The following is a 17,994-nucleotide window of genomic DNA, read 5'->3' on the forward strand; positions in this document are numbered from 1 at the left end:
AAAATTAAGCTAGTGAAAGGAGCTGATCTTGTGTTTGGTTTTTTCAAAAAGAAAGTAAAAGCGGAACAAAGTGAGTTAGAGGTAAAGGCGCTAAGTGAAGCAGAAAAGCAGGCGTTGCAGCAACAGATCATAGCGATAGAGGCGGAGCTTGAGAAGCTGTTGGAAGGGTCACAGTCAGAGCCAGAGGACTTAGCAAAAATGTATGAAAAATTAGGCGTGTTACAAGCTGACTTGGGAGATGCCCAAGCTATTGAAACCTTAGAAAAAAGTTTATCTTGTCAGCCGTCAATCGGTGAAGGCTATAAGAAGCTGATGATGTTATACAATCAAAAACGCTCGGAGTCAGCTTATCAAGGAGACGGTGATGGGATTGACAGATGGATGGGGAAAATGGACGAATTAAGACAAATTGCACGAAATAACACAATAAATCATTAAATAAAAAGTTGAAGGAGTTTTATGATGTATACAACCTTAAAAGATGTCACTAAACAAGCAGAAGAGTTAAATTTTACAGTCGGAGCATTCAATACTCACAATTTAGAGATGCTACCAGAAATGATTCGAGGCGCTAAAGAGATGGGAGCGCCAATCATTATTCAAACAAGTGTTGATACAGCCAAGTATATTGGGATGAGTGTGTTAGTGGCGGTTGTTAAAGAGTTAGCAGAAACTGAGATGGTAGATGCGGTGCTGCATCTGGATCATGCCCGTGATTTTGCTGATATTAAGGAGGCAATCGATAGTGGCTTCACTTCTGTCATGTACGATGGTTCTCATCTGCCTTTCAAAGAGAATATTATGAAAACTCAAGCGGTTGTTAAGTATGCTCATGAACATGGTGTGAGTGTAGAGGGGGAGTTAGGAACTATCGGTGGAACCGAGGAAGGAATTCATGTCGAAGAAAATGACAAAGTTTACACAAAGCCAGAAGATGCAGTTCATTTCGTTGAAGCGACTGGTGTTGATGCTTTAGCGATTGCGATTGGCACGAATCATGGGCAATTTAAAAGTAAAACAGAGGTCAATATTCCGTTACTCAAGCAAATTGATGCCGTTGTTGATGTGCCTTTAGTCATTCATGGTGGAACGGGAGTAAAGGAAGAAGATTATCCAGAATTAATCACTAATGGGATTCGTAAATTTAATGTGGGAACTGAACTTTTGGTTAACTGGACACAAACGGCCAAGGACTCTTTTGCAGAAACCACGGTTAACAAATCGTTGCGCCACAATGTTATTCCTGCTAATGAACGGGTCAAGGAGATTGTCAAACATAAAATTAAGTTGTTTATGAATCTGGATCAACCGACTAATCTGGGTCACTAAAAATGAAGCGAACGTTGATTTTATTAGCAGGACCTCCGGCAACTGGCAAGTCGTACCTTGTGTCTAAGTTAAGAACGATCATTCCAGATTTTTTCTTGATTACCCCAGACGAAGTTAAGGAGATGTACGCGGATAAGTTTGGCTTCAAAAATTTGGCTGAAAAGGCTCAGCTTGAAGTAGAAGTCTGGCAGTTTTATTACACTGTTTTGGGACAATACATGACGGCAGGAAAAAAAGTAATTGTATCAGAGTATCCTTTTAGCTATAAGCAGAAGTCTCGCTTACAAGAGTTGACTAATTTGCATGGCTATAAGGTTATTACGATTAGATTAGTCGCCGATTTTGAGAGCTTGTGGCAACGAAGACGGGTCCGTGATCTTGCTGAGGATCGCCATCTTAGTCATCTGATGACTCATTATCAGGCTGATGACAAGTTGGTTGATCGAACTTAGGTTGATAATCCTATCGACAAAGCGGCATTTGCCAAGATTATTATGGATCGAGAGTATAATCAGTTTTGTTTAGGTGAACTCTTTGAAGTAGATGTTAGTGATTTTTCAACAGTTAATTACGATGAACTGTTAAGACGATTAAAAATTGAACTTGCTTAAATGAGTAAAAAGGCTAGAGGGCTCTGTGATCTCTTTAGTCTTTTTGCTATATAAGAATGGACTATCGAGAGTTGTTTATTTTGTGATATAATAAACGTTAAATAAATGAGTAATGAGGGGAAAAGTTAGATGGAGTTTAGAGATGTTAAGCAAAAGAGTTTTTTGTATACCTTTGGTTGGGTAGGGTTTATCTTTATTGGGATGGGGATTCTTTTTGCGTGTATCGGCGGTTTTATGCAAGTAGTGTCTATTGATGGGGACCATTTCAATATGACGGTTAATGGTGTTGCTCAGCCTTATTCAGAAGAAAATGTACGAATTTTTCGTTTGGTATTTTTATTAGCTTTTGGTGGTGTTGGCTTGTTATTAACAATTATTGGCGGTATTTTTATTGGGCGAGCCAGCTATAAAAAAAGAGTGGCTAGTCGATTGAAGGCGGAGGGAATCAAATTAGTAGCAGATGTTGTAGACTTTAGTCCTTCAGTGGTTCGGGTGAATAATCACAGAACGATGCGTCTAGTTTGCGCACATACAACAAATACAGGGGATCATTATTTGTTTAAGAGTGGTTTATTGAGACGGAACCCAGAACCCTATTTGGTGGATGGGCAAGTAACAGTCTACTATGATCGTAATAATATTAAGCATTATTTTGTTGATGTCGATGGTAGTGTCGGTAATGTCTTTGAGGTATAATTAGCAGGGAAGAGTTAACAAGTTGAAAAGGAGAATAGGCTAATGAAAGATGAGTTTCAATGCAAGCAGTGTTTCAGCATGCTAAAAAAAGTATATGGTGAGGAACTGCCAAAACCGAAGCGAGTGGCTTATTATTGTCCAGCTTGCTCAAAGCAACTATACACTGAGCGAACGACAGAAACGATTACCATTAAATTAAATGAAAAATAACCGGCTAGCTCTTGGCGCTTATTATTTGGATGGTAAGCAAAAGGATTGCTAAATAAAAATGAGTCTGGTATTCTATTGAAGAACTTAATAAATCCCTTTTAGGGGAGTAACCAGCAACTGTAATGTTGCGTCGGTATCAACAATAAGTTAATCATGAGAGTGATTTTCTGGTGTCGAATGAAATGGTGAGACCTAAAACAAGAAATTTTCTTGTTTTAGGTCTCATTTTTTTTTATTTTAAATTGGAGGTGGATCATGTAAACCTTAGTTTCTAATCCGAATAAAACTAATTTTAGGAGAATTAATATGAAAAAAAATGTCTATCAGCAATCAATTACCAAGCTTTTAACTGAACTTAATAGTCAACCAGAAGGGCTCTCACAGGCGGATGCCGAAAAAAGGCTTGCCCGAGATGGGTTTAATCAATTAGCGGAAGCGCCAAAAAAATCAAGTCTCAGCCTTTTCTTAGCGACCTTTAAAGACACGATGGTGATGGTTTTGTTAGTTGTAGCCATTGTCCAAATGCTTATGGGGGCGCCAGTTGAATCAATCGTAATCTTGGCGGTACTGATGTTAAATGCTGTTGTGAGTGTGGTGCAAACAAAGAAAGCGGAAGGGTCTTTAGAAGCCTTGAAAAACTTGTCTGCCCCAGATGCAAAAGTGATTCGCCAAGGTCAAGAGCAATCGATTTTAGCAAAAGAGTTAGTAGTGGGGGATATCGTTATTCTTGAAGCGGGAGATTATGTCCCCGCGGATGGACGTTTGTTAGAAGAGGTATCTTTGAAAGTGGACGAAGGAATGCTTACAGGAGAATCAGTTCCCGCCGAAAAAAAGGTGGTTGAATTAACTCAGACATTGCCGATTGGTGATCGCTCAAATATGGTTTTTAGTGGTACAGTGACCACTTATGGGCGCGGTAAATTTTTGGTTACAGCGACGAGTAATCAAACAGAAATAGGTCAAGTTGCTGACTTGTTAGAAAATACAGTGTCTCACAAAACACCTTTACAAAAAGGATTAGATCGTTTTAGCAAAAAATTAAGTTTAGCGATTTTAGTCTTATCGTTAATTATTTTAGGCGTTCAGTTAGGAAGACTATTGCTTGGAGATCCGTCAGGAAATTTAGTAGAGGAAGTTGTTAATGCCTTTATGTTTGCTGTAGCGGTGGCAGTTGCAGCTATTCCTGAAGCGTTGCAATCAATCGTAACAATTGTGTTGTCGATTGGTACGAAAAAAATGGCTAAGCAGCAAGCGATTATTCGTAAGTTACCTGCTGTTGAAACACTCGGTTCGGCTAGTATTATTTGTACAGATAAGACTGGAACGTTAACTCAAAATAAAATGACAGTAGTTGATACTTATGTGTTTGGACAAGCTGAGAGCTTTCAGAAATCTTCTGAAAATTGGTCCCTAGCAGAGCGTCGATTAATGGCAATTAGCTTATTAACAAATGATGCGATAATTTCGGATGATGGCTCTTACATGGGAGATCCGACCGAAGTTGCTTTGGTTGATTTTGGTGACAAACGTCAACAATCAGCCAAAGATAGTCGAAAGCAGTATCCTCGACATGGGGAATTACCCTTTGATTCGGAGCGTAAGCTAATGTCTACCCTGCACTCTATGGATGATGGTGAATGGGTGATGATGACTAAAGGTGGTCCAGATATTGTAATTGAAAGAAGTAACCGTATGGTTGTAAATGGTGAGATAGTTCCGTTGACAGAGGCACACCGTCAGACCTTATATGAGAAAAATGAACAATTTGCTGAGCGAGCACTGAGAGTATTGGCTTTTGCATATAAGCCGATGGACTCTCATAAAAAAGTGAGTTTAGTGGATGAAAATAATTTGGTGTTTGTGGGGCTGTTAGCCATGATTGACCCACCTCGCGAGGAAGTTTTTCAAGCGGTAAAAGAAGCCAAATCAGCAGGAATAAAAACAGTGATGATTACAGGTGACCATAAGACAACGGCTGTTGCAATTGCGAAAGATATTGGGATTTATGAGGAAGGAGATCAGGCGTTGACTGGTGTTGAGTTAGATCAACTGACAGAACCAGAGCTAGCTGATATTTTAGAAAAAGTGACAGTCTATGCTCGGGTGTCACCGGAAAATAAAATTCGAATCGTTCGTTCGTGGCAAGATAAAGGTAAAATTGCTGCTATGACAGGGGACGGAGTCAATGATGCACCTGCGCTAAAGCAAGCCGATATTGGGATTGCAATGGGGACCGGGACAGATGTTGCGAAAGAAGCGGCGGCGATGGTGCTAATTGATGATAATTTTGCCTCGATAATTAGTGCGGTTGAAGTAGGGCGCAATGTTTTTGATAATATAAAAAAAGCTGTTGCATATTTATTTGCTGGTAATCTAGGTGCGATTATCGCAATTATTGTGGCGTTGATTATGGGGTGGGACAATCCCTTCACAGCTCTTCAATTATTGTTTATCAACTTAGTGAATGATTCGTTACCTGCGATTGCCTTAGGAATGGAAAAATCGGAGCCAACGATAATGAAGCGAGCACCGAGGAATCCCGAGAGTGGCATTTTTTCAGGTAAGACACTGATTGCAGTGACTTATCGCGGGATCTTGATTTCATTAGTAGTGATATTAGCTCAGTGGATAGGAAGTCAGGAATCAGCAGAAATTGGGGTCGCAATGGCTTTTTCTACTTTGATTTGGAGTCGTACTCTACAAACTTTACCAGCTCGTTCCAATACTCAAACGGCTTGGCAGGCGGGATTTTTTGCTAATAGGCTTGTACTTTTAGCGATAATTGTTTGTGGTGGGCTCTATAGCTTGACGTTAATTCCAGGTTTAAGAGGGATATTTGCTATTCCTGCTGGTTTTTCTAGTGAGCATGTGATGATGAGTATTGGTTTGGCTGTTATTGCGGTAGCGCTGATGGAAGTGACTAAATTAGGCTTGGGCTGGTATGAAATGAGATCTGCTAAAAAAACAATGAGCTTCCGTCAGACGTGAAATAAAAGAGGGCTGTGACTTATGTCACAGTCCCATTTATTTATCCGTGTGTTGTATGTAATCTCTTTGTTTTAAATAAACGTCTTTATTAGGAGAGAAAAGTCTTGCATTGAAACTCGTTTCATCCGTTATACTAGAATTAACGAAATGAAAGTGAGGAGATTAACCATGAATACGTATGTAAAAATTGGTGATATGTACCTGCATGTTTTCATTTACATATCAGATAATGTGATGATTCTGCGAAGTCAACAAGGGCTACGTAAGGCCATTACAAGAGAAATTAGGCTGGCCGACATTCAAGATTTGTATCGCATAGAGCTTTTAGGAAGCCGACAATTGACATTTACTTATGAAAAAGAAGACTATCGAATTTATAATCAAGGCTTAGGTATGTTAGACTATTTAGAGAGGAACTTATATGAAAAAGTGAGGAATTAGGGATGACCACCATTAGAGATATTGCGAAAATAACCGGATATTCAGTTTCGATGATTTCACGAGTGATTAATGATTATCCTCATGTTGATGAAAAAAAGCGACAAAAAGTTTTGGCGGTTATGAAAGAGTTAAACTACGTGCCTAATCGAATGGCTCAAAATTTAAGCTATGGAAAAACGATGAATATTGGGATTATTATTCCTTTTACTAATTATCCGTACTTTGATCAATTATTGAGCGGTATGACACGGGCGGCCTTTGCTCATTCGTATAAAATTACATTATTGCCAACTAATTTTGATCAGCAATTGGAGCTAAATTATCTCAATGAGTTTGCTACGAAAGAATTTGATGGGTTACTTGTTGCAACACGAGCTAATCAGAGTGAGTGCTTCGTTCCTTATTTTAAGTATGGCCCGATTATTTTTTGTGAAGAAACCCAAGTAGTTGAGGCCGGCTGTGTATACATAGATATCGAGGGCTCCTTGCGAGAGGCCTTGACTTATTTAAAAGAGCAGGGGGTTAAGCGCTTGGGCATTACTCTCGGTAGAAAACAACGAATTAGTCGAAATTCTTTACTGACAATAAAGTTATGTCATGATTTATTTCCAGACTTTAATGATTCCCTGATTTTTTGGGAGTGTTTGACAGTTGAAGACGGTGGAAGGGCTGCTGAATTTTTCAAGGAGCAGAATGTTGATGGGATTCTCACAAATGGGGATGAAGTTGCTGCAGCCATTTTAAGAGCGTATGATAAAGAAATAGCGCCGATAGTCGTTGGGCGAGATAATTTATTAGTGAGTGACATCATGGGATTCTCAACAATCGATCATCATGTGGTCCAGTGTGGTGAAATGGCTTTCCAGTTATTTTATGAAGAACGTCTTGATCAGGTTAAGATGCCTTATACGTTTATTCAGCGCTAATGGTAGGTAACGATTTGTAAAGACTTTGTTACAAGTTGTTGTAGGGAGATTTTTTAATAAAATGTGCACATTTCATTGAATAGGCAGCCAAGGAAGCTGATACTAGCGCTATTCTTAACCTTAGTCATTCTTAGCTAAGTCAGGTTTGTGCTATATTCCCAAATATAGCTGATAACGCAGTAAACTCTGTAACTATGTGCTATAATCACTTATACAAATTAATCCTAAGGGATTGAAAATTTGGATACCGTAGGCTAATGATAAATTATCGGACTAGATTGGTATTATATGGCACAATAATCTGTGAAATTTAAGGGATGTGTGATGATTTCATGCATTAAGTGTTTTGTTTGTCTAAAACATGAATTGAAAATAGTTAGTTGTTATTTTATGCATGATGGCATCACGCACGATTTTGGGTTTCTTTTTTTAGAGAATAACGATGATTATTAACTATATTTTATATGAAGCAAGATAGATAGCCGTTTAGTCTGTAATTTAATAACGAAATATTTTGTAAAAAAAGAGAATGCGTGATGATTTCATGCATTGGTGGCTTTGTTTTTTTTAAATGAATCTGAATAACAATTAGTTGTTATTTTATGCGTGATAGCATCACGCATGATTTTGGGTTCCTCCTTTTCAAAAATAACAAGGACTGTTACATCTGTTTTATGAGATGTGTGCTAGTTATATGATAAAGACGTTCATGAAAATTAGGCGATTCGTGAAGCCTTAGGTGATTGAGTGTTGTTTTTTGGGCAGTAAAAAAAATCGAGTTTATCCTTTGTTTTTCTTAGATAATAAATCTAAGGAGGGAAAGGATTTTTTTGCTTCTAAAAGTAAAGAATTTGTTAAATGAATCATTTTTTCAAATAATGACTATTTTTATTGTAACTGTTATGTTACGATTGTTACATAAAGATTACGAAGGGGTGAAAGAAATGAAACAGAATTTTGTGAAATTGAGTATGTTAGTAGGAATGTCGGTACTTTTTATTGGAGCTAGTCATTTAACTTATGCGGAGGACACAGTGGCAACTGAAGCCACAGAAGTCTCAACTACTCAAAGTAGTACAAGTGAAGAGGAAGTTAAAGCAAGTTCCTCGGAGGAATCGACAAAAGAAGAAACGGTTCCAGAGTCATCCGCTACGAAAGAAGATGTCGATACGATTATTGAAGGGGTCGAGTCCTTTGTTCAGGAGAAGGTTGGTGAAAAAAAGGGTGAGGACATTGATTTAGATGAAGACTATTCAGCAAGCAGCATCCGACGAAATTTGTTGGATGGAGGTGATATGGGGATTACAAAAGAGGAGCTGGATAAGTATTCTGATCGTCAGTTGGAAGATACGATGACTTTATTTGTGAGATACAATCAGGATACGTTAGGAATGGATATGAGTTCTTATGTTAGACTTTTAAAAGCTCTTTTTGTCGATAAGACTGTTTCTTTAGACAAAGCGTTGGCGCAATTATCATTTGATCCGAAGGGATTTACTAGTTTTTCAGATATGATTCCTCGTGCAAAAGAACTTCAAGCCTATTTGCAAGCATTATACCCTTCTAATAGCAGTTTTTATTCTGCAAAAACAGTAAATGATACGGAATTAACAGCTATTCTCAATTACTTACAAACAGTTGAGGATCGAATGAAAGCTGAGGGGACTGATTTACCTGCAGGTAGAATTGGTCTAATTATTTACAATGCGGAAAGAGGAATTGGTGCAGATAGCTCAACGGATACCAGTACAACTGATTCAAAAAAGGATCAAGGGACTCCTGTCGTATCATCAGATTCTAGCAAAAAAGAGGAGAACCAAAAAGGTAATTTATTAAAATTGCCACAAACAGGTGAGGAAAAGGCTAAATGGGCCTTCTCAATTATCGGTGGCTTACTTATTATTGGCATTATTATTGTATTAGTAAAGCGAAGAAAAGCTAATAAAGACAATTAAAGCATAGCAACCCCCTTCACCTACGATCGGTCATTAGGTGAAGGGGGTTGTTTTTTAGTCCTCTAGATAGGCAGTTTTGTAATCTAAGCTAGGGCCTGTTGTATGATAGACAACTCCTTTAAATTTAGGGTTTCTTAAAAATGCGCTGCTTTGGAAGTAGATTGGTGTGATTCCAGCTTCTTCAAGAATTATTTTTTGCGCGTCTTGTAGATTATTCCAGCGAGCGTCTGGTTGGTTGGCGTGTATGCTATTGGCTTCGGCTAATTGCTTATCGTATTCTTTATTGCTATACTTTCCCCAATTACTAGCGGAATCTGATTGAAATAGGCTAAGTAGGCTTGAAGCATCAGCGTAGTCTGCTCCCCATGTTGGCATGTAAATATCAAAGTCTTGCTTAGTCGCTTGGTCGATGAAGACACCAACAGGACTGATGGCAACCTCAACTTTAGCACCAGTGAGATTTTCTTCCACCGTTCCTTGAATATAAGTTGCTAGACTTTTCATCCGATCAGAGTCAAAGGAGATCAAACGAATAGTTAAAGTATCGATGTTTAGCTCTTTTTTCGCTTCAGACCAAAGCTTTTTGGCTTCAGTCGTATCAGTTTTTACTAAATTACCGGCGGCTTTTGTGAAGTCTTCGCCTGTCTCTGAGTTAATTTGTAACTTAGGTGGAATAATACCAGTAGCAACCGTTGATCCGTCTCCTAAAATAGTTGAGACTAAAGTATTACGATCAATGACTAGAGAAATTGCCTGACGGATTTTTTTATTTTGATAAATTTTATTGGTGTGATTATAACCAAAAAAGGCGATAGTTGGAGCATTTTCTGTGACAAAGCCTGTATCTGAGACTTCATTTTTTACATATTCTCCTGATATTGCGACTTGGTCAATGTCTCCAGTTTTATACAAATCAATGCCTGAGTTGGTTTCTTTGATAACTTGAACGTCTATTTTATCTAGTTTGACCTGCTCTTTATCCCAATAGTGCTCATTTTTGTAATAGGTCCAGCCGCTTCCAATACCTGGTCCAGCAAAATTACCAAGTGTGAAAGGGCCATTATAGATTGCATGTTCGCTATCTGATGAAAAGGAATCTCCCTGTTTTTCGGTGTAAGCTTTATTTAATGGAAAGAATGGGGGATTTGCTAATAAAGATGAGAAGTAGCTACTGGCTGTATGCAGTGTTAGTTCAACGGTTGTCTCATCTATTTTTTTGACGCCTAATTCGGAGGCATCTTTTTTGCCTGCGATAATGTCGCTAGCATTTTTTATATTGGTAAAATAAGGTAAATTTTCTGCGGCACTTTCAGAGGTCACCGCTCGATTCCAAGCATAAAGATAATCATCTGCTGTGACTTTGCTTCCATCAGACCAAGTGGCTTTATCGTTCAGTTTGATGGTATAGACTAATCCATCCTCGCTAATTTCGGGCAGTTCAGTGGCGCCAGCTGGTACAGGCTGATTGGCCTCGTCAAGACGATAAAGACCTTCATAGATGTTGTTAATAACAATCCGACTATTTGCGTCAATCGCATTTGAGGGATCAATTGTATTGAGTTCTTGAGCATTTGCTAAGGTGACTTCTTGTTTGGCCGAATTAGTCTGGTTATTTGTGGAACTGTTTGTTTTCGTTTCAGAATGTGTTGAACAACCGACTAATACCCCTGCAAAAATTATAAGACCAATCTGATATAAAAATGGATGCTTTTTCATTTTTCCCAACTCCTTTTTTTGGTGCGTAGGTCTTATTGTACTAAAAAACGTGGAGGAGTTATATTGGGAATAAGTGAATACGTATGTTAGCTTTTAACTAAAGATATCCGAATTTTAAACTATTTCATCCGTTTTTTGCATTCTCAGATGGCGTCACATGACATAAACTGATTTGTAAGCGATAACAAAAAGGAGGAAGTAGACGATGATGACTAGAATGAAGAAAATAGGTGTCTTATTTTTGTTAGTGGTGGTGTTCTTAACGGCTTGTAGCCAAAAGGCAAAGAAGGCGGAAAAAGGCGATGATCAAACCAAGATTTCGTTTATCTGGTGGGGATCAGAGGTCCGTCATGAAAAGTACTTAAAAGCCATTGAGTTATATGAAAAGAGACATCCTGAGGTAACCATTGAGTTTGAATATTCTGCTTGGGATGATTATTGGAAAAAGTTGGCCACAAAATCTGCAGCAGGTGAGCTACCAGATATTATGCAGATGGATGCAGCCTATGTTGCTCAGTATGGTGAGAAAAATCAGTTATCAGATTTGAGTGAATTTATTAATACGGCAGGTGGTATTCAAACATCAGAAATTGATGAGAGTTTGATTGAGACGGCTCGTTTGCGTGATAAGCTTTATGCGGTTGCGCCTAGTATGAACGTTACAGCAATGTTGGTGAATCAATCACTGTTAGATGAAGCAAAAGTGGCAATTGACTATAGTTCCTGGTCATTTGAAGAATTGGTAAAAGGAGTAGAAGCTGTTCATAAAAAAACAGACGGCTATGGTTTTATTGACGACTCAGATAGTTCGGTCATGTTTCAGTATTACCTAAGAACGAAAGGAGAAGAACTGTATACCTATGATAAGTCTGGGAAACCTGTTTTAGGATTTACTAGACCAACATTTGAAGGATATATGTCACGTATTCAACAGTTAGCCGAGTCAGGCTCACTCCCAACTGCTGAAGTGGTCAGAAATTTAAAGAGCTTTGATGAGAATCCTTTTTCATTAGGGCAAGCGGGTTTCCTACAAACATGGTCTAATCAGTTTGTTACGTATCAGGAATCGGCTGTTGAAGGGGTTGAGCTATCCTTAGAGTTACCTTATGGCGCTAAAGGAACAGGGGCACTTTATTACCGCCCAACTTTTTACTATTCAATGGCTGAGACCTCGAAAGTAAAAGATGAGGCTGCTAAATTTATTGATTTTTTTATTAATGACGAAGAAGCTGTCAAAATTATTGGGACGGAGCGTGGAATTCCCGCAAATAAAAAAGTTAGAGAATTGCTATATCCAGAGATGTCAGAAACAGAAAAAAGAACGGCTGATTATTTATCTGAAGTGGCTGATATTGTGGGAGAGGCTTCACCTGTTCCACCAATTGGCTTTTCAGAATTAAACAATCATTTTAAAGATTTATATGCTGAAATAACTTACTCAACTATGACGCCAGCAGAGGCTTATGATAGTTTTATTGAAAAAGCAGAGGAAATTTTTAATGAGAATTATTAATAGAATAAAGAGGGAGAATAGCTCAATTTTGAAGGAGTCAGAAAAATGAATAAAGAGGATCGGATGCTTTTAGTAAAAACCTTAGACAATGTATTGGATCGTTTGGTGAAATTAGATCGACCAAGTAAAGAGAAAGAGTGGTCACAATTAGGTGAAGAGGCTGAGAAGATTGGCTACTTTTCTCGTGATTTTGGGATGGAGGAATGGGACTGGCCCCAAGGGATTGGCTTATATTGCTTAGCCGAATATAATAAGGTTATTTCTTCAGAAAAGTACGGGGACTATTTGCTGAATTGGTTTAGCAATCAGACTAAGTTAGGCTTGCCTCAGAAAAATATTAATACAACGGCTCCATTGATCTCATTGTCAACTTATCCAGAGTTGCTGAATTTTTGTACAGAGTGGTGTGAGTGGCTGTTAATCGGATTGCCAAAGACCAAGGAAGGTGGTTTTCAGCATGTCACTTCTGGTAAGACGAAGCACGAGATAAAATTGAATGAGGGGGAAATATGGTTAGATACACTGTTTATGACGTTAATTTTTATGACTAGAATGGGTGTCGAGCAAGAAAATGAGCAATACATTGAAGAAGTAGAGTATCAATTATTGCTTCATATTAAGTATCTATTTAATAAAACAGATCGGTTGTTTTATCATGGGTGGAGCTTTCAGCGTGAGGATAATTTTAGTGAGGTATACTGGTGTCGAGGGAACGCTTGGTTCACCTATGCGGCGCCAGAAATTATAAGATTGGGAGAGGGGAAATTTAGTCAAAGTGTGGTTAATTATGTCAAGGGGATTTGGCAAAATCAACTTACGTCTTTACTGAAACTTAGAGCGGCTGATGGTCTGTGGCACACTGTATTAGATGATTTTACGAGCTATACGGAAACCTCGGGTTCAGCGGCAATTGTTGCGGGGCTTTATAAAGGCGCACAAATCGGCTGGATTGAGGAAGAGACATTGGCTCTTTTGGAGGACTCTTTTCAAGCAATTCTATCAAGAGTATCGGAAAATGGCGAGGTTCTAGGTGTTTCAGCGGGCACTCCGATTGGTGAAAATGCAGCTAGTTATAAGCAGATAGTGACAGCTCCTATGTCATATGGTCAGGGATTGACTGCGTTAGCTATTATTGAGGTGTTAAAGGGAAGTGAAAGAAAAGGGACTTTATCAGATAGATGAACTGAGTATCGTCTCGATGTTTAGCCAAAATCAGCCAGTCGAAAGAGAGGGGGCTCATCTTTTAACTGGCTGATTATTTTTGGGATAGACTTAGGAGGGATTATAGTCCAACTAAATCGTGACAAAGGTCTTTTGTTGCACCATAAACTTGTTGATAGAGGGCATAAACCTCTTGATAGAGAGTGACATTTTCCGTGATAGGTGTATAACTTTCGCCGTAATGCACCAATTCGGCGCTACATGCGGCCATATCTGGGTACCAACCTGCGCCGACTGCGGCAATCATCGCGGCTCCTAATGCAGGACCTTGTTCACTGGTCAAAGTAGTTACGGTCGTGTTGAAAATATCTGCTTGGATTTGTAGCCATGTGCTATTTTTTGCGCCACCACCTACTGAAATAAGGGTTTCGATGTTTTTACCACCCAATTGTTGCATCAGTTGTTGCGAGTCTTTCAGGGAAAATGTGATTCCCTCGATAACCGCTCGTGCAAAATGATCGAGAGTATGGCGAGCGCCCATCCCAATAAAGCTTCCTCTAATTTGGCTATCAACATGTGGCGTTCGTTCGCCCATAATGTAGGGAGTAAACAATAAACCGTCAGCTCCAATTGACATCTCCGCTAAGTGTTCAAGTAATTGATCATAGCTTTTATCAGGTGCGAATGTCTCTTTGAACCAATTGAGACTGTAGCCAGCGGAAAGGGTGACCCCCATTGAATAGTAAGCTTGTTTAGCTGCGTGGTTAAAGTAATGAAGTTGTCCGTGATAATCTGCTTGACCATCTTTTTCATAGGAAAGGAAGACCCCAGAAGTTCCGATACTAGCTAAGGCCATTCCTTCCTGAGTGATGCCAGCACCCAAAGCGGCACAGGCGTTGTCAGCGCCACCTGAAAATACCTTAACCTCTGAAGTGAAGCCTAATTTTTTAGCAAGTTCTGGTTTAATTACCCCAATTTCATCTGAAGATTCAACTAGTTTGGGGAATATATCGAGAGATAAGTCAAATTGCTCTGCTAATGGCTGACTCCATGTTCGTTGTTCAACATCTAAAAGTAAGGTACCGGCAGCATCTGAATATTCCATTTGTTGATTGCCTGTTAGATAGAAGCCAGCATAGTCTTTTGGTAAAAGAAACTGCGCAGTTTGGTTCCAAATGTCAGGCTCATGTTCTTTAACCCAAAGTATTTTTGGTAGTGTAAAGCCTTCTAATGCTCGGTTTTTAGTGATGGCAATTACTTGCTCACCAGCCTGTTCCATGATTTGTTGACACTGAGAAGTTGTTCGGACGTCATTCCATAGAATAGCAGGACGTAGTGGACTGCCAGTGGCATCAAGTAATACTAAACTGTGCATTTGGCCAGAAAAACTAATACCAGCTGTTTTTTCGGCGGCTTCTGGGACTTCCTTTAGAAGTTGTTGTAGAACTATTTCTAAGGCATCAGTCCAAACGTGTGGGTCTTGTTCACTAAAGCCAACTTGTGGTGTTAGTAAGTCGTATGCTGATTGTTTCGTAGTGAGGATCGTGCCCTTTTTATCGAGTAAAATTCCTTTCAAAGAGCTTGTGCCTAAGTCGATTCCGATAATATAACTCATTATAAAACCTCCGTTGTAAAGTAGTCAAAAGGCTAAGGCAGACTATCTTTAAGTGTGCCTTAGCCTATAAAATTGGTTATACTAAGTAATCATTAAGTTTAGATTTTAGTAACTCCAAGTGATCTGATTCGTTAGTAATTTGGTCATTTTCTAAAGCGTAAGCTGCTAAAGAGGAAAGTGTTTCTTTACCAGCGACAATTGATTCCCCAATTCCCGTTTGGTAGCTAGCATAGCGACGCTCAATTTCCTTATCGAAGAAGCGTTTTTCCTTCAATTTTGCCGCAGCTTTTAGACCACGAGCAAAGGTGTCCATCCCGGCAATATGTGCTAAGAATAAGTCGTCCATGGTAAATGAAGAGCGGCGAACTTTTGCATCGAAGTTGATTCCACCTGGGGCGATTCCGCCATTTTCTAGGACTTGATACATTGCTAAGGTAGTATCATAAATATTAGTTGGGAATTCATCTGTATCCCAGCCTAATAAAACATCGCCTTGGTTAGCATCTAGTGAACCTAGAGCGTCATAGCATCTAGCGACATAGATTTCATGCTCAAAAGTATGGCCTGCTAAGGTAGCGTGATTAGCTTCTAAATTCAATTTGAAATAGTCTTGTAAATTATATTTTTGTAAGAAAGCCATTGCTGTAGCAGCATCGTAATCATATTGATGTTTAGATGGCTCCATTGGTTTAGGCTCAATTAAGAATTGAACATGGTGATTAATTTCTTTCGAATAATCCACTGCCATTTGGAAAAGACGGGCAATGTTGTCTTGCTCTAACATCATATCAGTATTTAGTAGAGACTCGTAGCCTTCGCGACCACCCCAGAAGACATAGTTTTGTCCCCCTAATTTTTTACTAAGGTCTAGGCCTTTTTTGACTTGTGCTGCAGAATAAGCAAAGACATCTGCATTAGATGAAGAGGCAGCGCCATGAAGAAAGCGTGGATTGGTAAACATATTAGCTGTGTTCCATAGTAGCTTGATTCCAGTTTTATCCATTTTTTCTTTAATTAAGTCACTAATGATATCTAAGTTAGTTAAAAATTCTTGTAGTGAGTTGCCTTCAGGTGCGATGTCTACATCATGGAAACAGAAGTAGTCCATTCCTAATTTTTCAAGGATTTCAAAGCCTGCTTCAACACGATTTTTAGCTGTTTCCATAGGATCATCAGTTAACCATGTTCGTTGATTGACAGCAGCACCAAAGGGATCTGAACCGTCTTGTGTTAATGTATGCCACCAAGCCATTGAAAAACGTAAATGTTCCTTCATTGTTTTTCCGAGAACAATTTCGTCAGGATTGTAGTGTCTGAATGCGAAATCGTTTTCAGTTTCGGTACCTTCAAAATTAATTTTGCTAATTGTAGGGAAAAATTCCATTGTAATACCTCCAAGTTTTTTAAGTAAGTTTAACGTACTAACTATATAATAATGAATATGAACTCCCTTGTCAATCATTATCTGTCATTCATTTGGAAACTTTTTTGGAGATGATGTCGTGTGTCAACAGTAGAAGTTGTGTCTAAATTGTTAGCGTGATAAACTAACAGTAGATAAGATAGACTAATTAAGATAGGAAGTAGTGAAAAAATGTTAGTTGATAAATATATGATTCGCAAACAAAATGAAGCAGTTGTTTTAGAACAGATAATTAAAGAGCAAACAATTTCTAGAGCGGAGGTCGCTAAACGAACCAACTTAAATAAAGCGACTGTATCTGAAATTACTGCTGGGTTAATTGAGAAGGAGTTAGTTATTGAATTGGGGGAGGGAAGTAGTGCTAAAACGGGTGGCCGTAAGCCTGTATTAATGGGCTTTAACAGTCGTGCGGGCTATACCTTAAATTTTGATCTGGGTTATAATTACGTGTCTAGTTCATTGACTTATCTCGACGGTTGTTTTGTCGATTCAAAAAAAATAAAAAATTTTAGTGTCTCACAAGCGACGGTTATTGACTGTTTAGCAGAAATTATTCGTGATCATCAGACTAGATGTCAGACAAGCTCACCTTACGGGATTGTTGGGATAACGATCGCGATTCATGGTATTGTTGATGATAATCAAATTAAATTTACGCCATATTATGATTTAGACCAGATGGATTTGGTAGCTGAATTAGGTAAACTATTTGCTATACCAGTTATACTAGAAAATGAAGCGAATCTGACTGCCATGGCTGAGGCAACTTTTTCAACAAGAGATGTTGATATTGTTAGTTTGAGTATCTATAGTGGGATTGGTGCAGGAATTATGATTAATAATCAGCTTTATAAAGGGAAGGGCGGTAAGTCTGGTGAAGTGGGGCATTCAACTCTGGTTCCTCGTGGTCGTCTCTGTCCTTGTGGTAACCATGGATGCTTGGAGCAGTATTGCTCTGAGAAGGCAATTCTTGAAGCCTATGCCGAAAAGACTGGTTTAAAGCCTGAATTAGAAAGTTTTATATCTGCTTACAAGAAAAAAGAGCCGATTGCTTTAGAGCTGATCGATCAAATGACCCTGCATCTGTCAATTGGGGTAAATAATTTGATTTGCCATTTTTCTCCTCAAAGAATTTTTTTGAATAGTGCGATTATCCGTAAAATTCCTGAGATGTTACCAAGTATTGTCGCTCACTTGACGAGTTCCTTTAATCAAGAGGCGGAGATTGTTAACTCGGAGCTGGGGTCGAATGCGACGCTATATGGCGCCGCATCTATCAGTATTCGACAATTTTTAGCGATTAATTCACTGGATTTAACTAAGTATGTGACGAGATAAAAGGCTTCTATTTACTCTGATTTTTAGTGTAAATGACGTCACTTAAATAAGCTAGAGCTCTCGCAGTAGGAG

Annotated in this window: 14 protein-coding genes and 1 pseudogene; 12 read left to right on the forward strand and 3 right to left on the reverse strand. The window is 38.8% G+C overall.

The window, feature by feature from the left end; all coding sequences use genetic code 11:
* Positions 1-30 precede the first annotated feature (30 nt).
* The 9 genes and pseudogenes from AC5KOD_RS16530 to AC5KOD_RS16570 all read left to right on the forward strand — a co-directional run bounded on the left by AC5KOD_RS16530 (position 31) and on the right by AC5KOD_RS16570 (position 9,156).
* A complete protein-coding gene (locus AC5KOD_RS16530; RefSeq protein ID WP_496915682.1) occupies positions 31-438 on the forward strand; it encodes a tetratricopeptide repeat protein in 408 nt (135 codons plus the stop codon).
* A 24-nt stretch (positions 439-462) separates the two neighbouring features.
* The gene (locus tag AC5KOD_RS16535; protein WP_496915683.1) at positions 463-1,329 is read left to right on the forward strand and encodes a class II fructose-bisphosphate aldolase; all 867 of its coding nucleotides are present in this window, start codon (positions 463-465) and stop codon (positions 1,327-1,329) included.
* A 2-nt stretch (positions 1,330-1,331) separates the two neighbouring features.
* Positions 1,332-1,940, forward strand: a pseudogene (locus AC5KOD_RS16540) (AAA family ATPase).
* Positions 1,941-2,069: 129 nt separating this feature from the next.
* On the forward strand, positions 2,070-2,636 hold the full coding sequence (locus AC5KOD_RS16545; RefSeq protein WP_496915684.1) for a DUF3592 domain-containing protein: 567 nt from the start codon (positions 2,070-2,072) through the stop codon (positions 2,634-2,636).
* A 42-nt stretch (positions 2,637-2,678) separates the two neighbouring features.
* Positions 2,679-2,846: a hypothetical protein gene (locus tag AC5KOD_RS16550; protein ID WP_496915685.1), complete on the forward strand. Its 168-nt coding sequence runs from the start codon at positions 2,679-2,681 to the stop codon at positions 2,844-2,846.
* Between the two features lie 306 nt (positions 2,847-3,152).
* Positions 3,153-5,834, forward strand: a complete 2,682-nt coding sequence (locus AC5KOD_RS16555) for a cation-translocating P-type ATPase (protein WP_496915686.1) — start codon at positions 3,153-3,155, stop codon at positions 5,832-5,834.
* Positions 5,835-6,002: 168 nt separating this feature from the next.
* Positions 6,003-6,275 (forward strand): hypothetical protein, encoded by a 273-nt coding sequence (locus AC5KOD_RS16560; protein ID WP_496915687.1) that lies wholly within the window; start codon positions 6,003-6,005, stop codon positions 6,273-6,275.
* Between the two features lie 2 nt (positions 6,276-6,277).
* Positions 6,278-7,201, forward strand: a complete 924-nt coding sequence (locus tag AC5KOD_RS16565) for a LacI family DNA-binding transcriptional regulator (RefSeq protein WP_496915688.1) — start codon at positions 6,278-6,280, stop codon at positions 7,199-7,201.
* Positions 7,202-8,145: 944 nt separating this feature from the next.
* Positions 8,146-9,156, forward strand: a complete 1,011-nt coding sequence (locus AC5KOD_RS16570) for an LPXTG cell wall anchor domain-containing protein (protein ID WP_496915689.1) — start codon at positions 8,146-8,148, stop codon at positions 9,154-9,156.
* A gap of 54 nt (positions 9,157-9,210) precedes the next feature.
* Here AC5KOD_RS16570 and AC5KOD_RS16575 read toward each other — a convergent pair whose 3' ends face one another.
* On the reverse strand, positions 9,211-10,872 hold the full coding sequence (locus tag AC5KOD_RS16575; protein WP_496915690.1) for a peptide ABC transporter substrate-binding protein: 1,662 nt from the start codon (positions 10,870-10,872) through the stop codon (positions 9,211-9,213).
* A gap of 205 nt (positions 10,873-11,077) precedes the next feature.
* Here AC5KOD_RS16575 and AC5KOD_RS16580 point away from each other — a divergent pair, with 205 nt between their 5' ends.
* Together AC5KOD_RS16580 and AC5KOD_RS16585 are read left to right on the forward strand one after the other, a co-directional pair.
* Positions 11,078-12,385, forward strand: coding sequence for an ABC transporter substrate-binding protein (locus tag AC5KOD_RS16580; protein WP_496915691.1), 1,308 nt, complete (start codon positions 11,078-11,080; stop codon positions 12,383-12,385).
* A 45-nt stretch (positions 12,386-12,430) separates the two neighbouring features.
* Complete coding sequence (locus AC5KOD_RS16585) at positions 12,431-13,567, forward strand: glycoside hydrolase family 88/105 protein (protein ID WP_496915692.1); 1,137 nt, start codon at positions 12,431-12,433, stop codon at positions 13,565-13,567.
* A 100-nt stretch (positions 13,568-13,667) separates the two neighbouring features.
* On the opposite strand, the gene xylB is transcribed toward AC5KOD_RS16585, so the two are convergent.
* Both xylB and xylA read right to left on the reverse strand, forming a co-directional pair.
* A complete protein-coding gene (xylB, locus tag AC5KOD_RS16590; protein ID WP_496915693.1) occupies positions 13,668-15,161 on the reverse strand; it encodes a xylulokinase in 1,494 nt (497 codons plus the stop codon).
* A 76-nt stretch (positions 15,162-15,237) separates the two neighbouring features.
* Positions 15,238-16,545: a xylose isomerase gene (gene xylA, locus AC5KOD_RS16595; RefSeq protein WP_496915694.1), complete on the reverse strand. Its 1,308-nt coding sequence runs from the start codon at positions 16,543-16,545 to the stop codon at positions 15,238-15,240.
* 210 nt (positions 16,546-16,755) lie between these two features.
* Between xylA and AC5KOD_RS16600 the strand changes: the two genes are divergently transcribed.
* Positions 16,756-17,922: an ROK family protein gene (locus AC5KOD_RS16600; protein ID WP_496915695.1), complete on the forward strand. Its 1,167-nt coding sequence runs from the start codon at positions 16,756-16,758 to the stop codon at positions 17,920-17,922.
* Positions 17,923-17,994: the final 72 nt, after the last annotated feature.

The sequence above is a fragment of the Vagococcus sp. WN80Y genome (assembly GCF_059621045.1).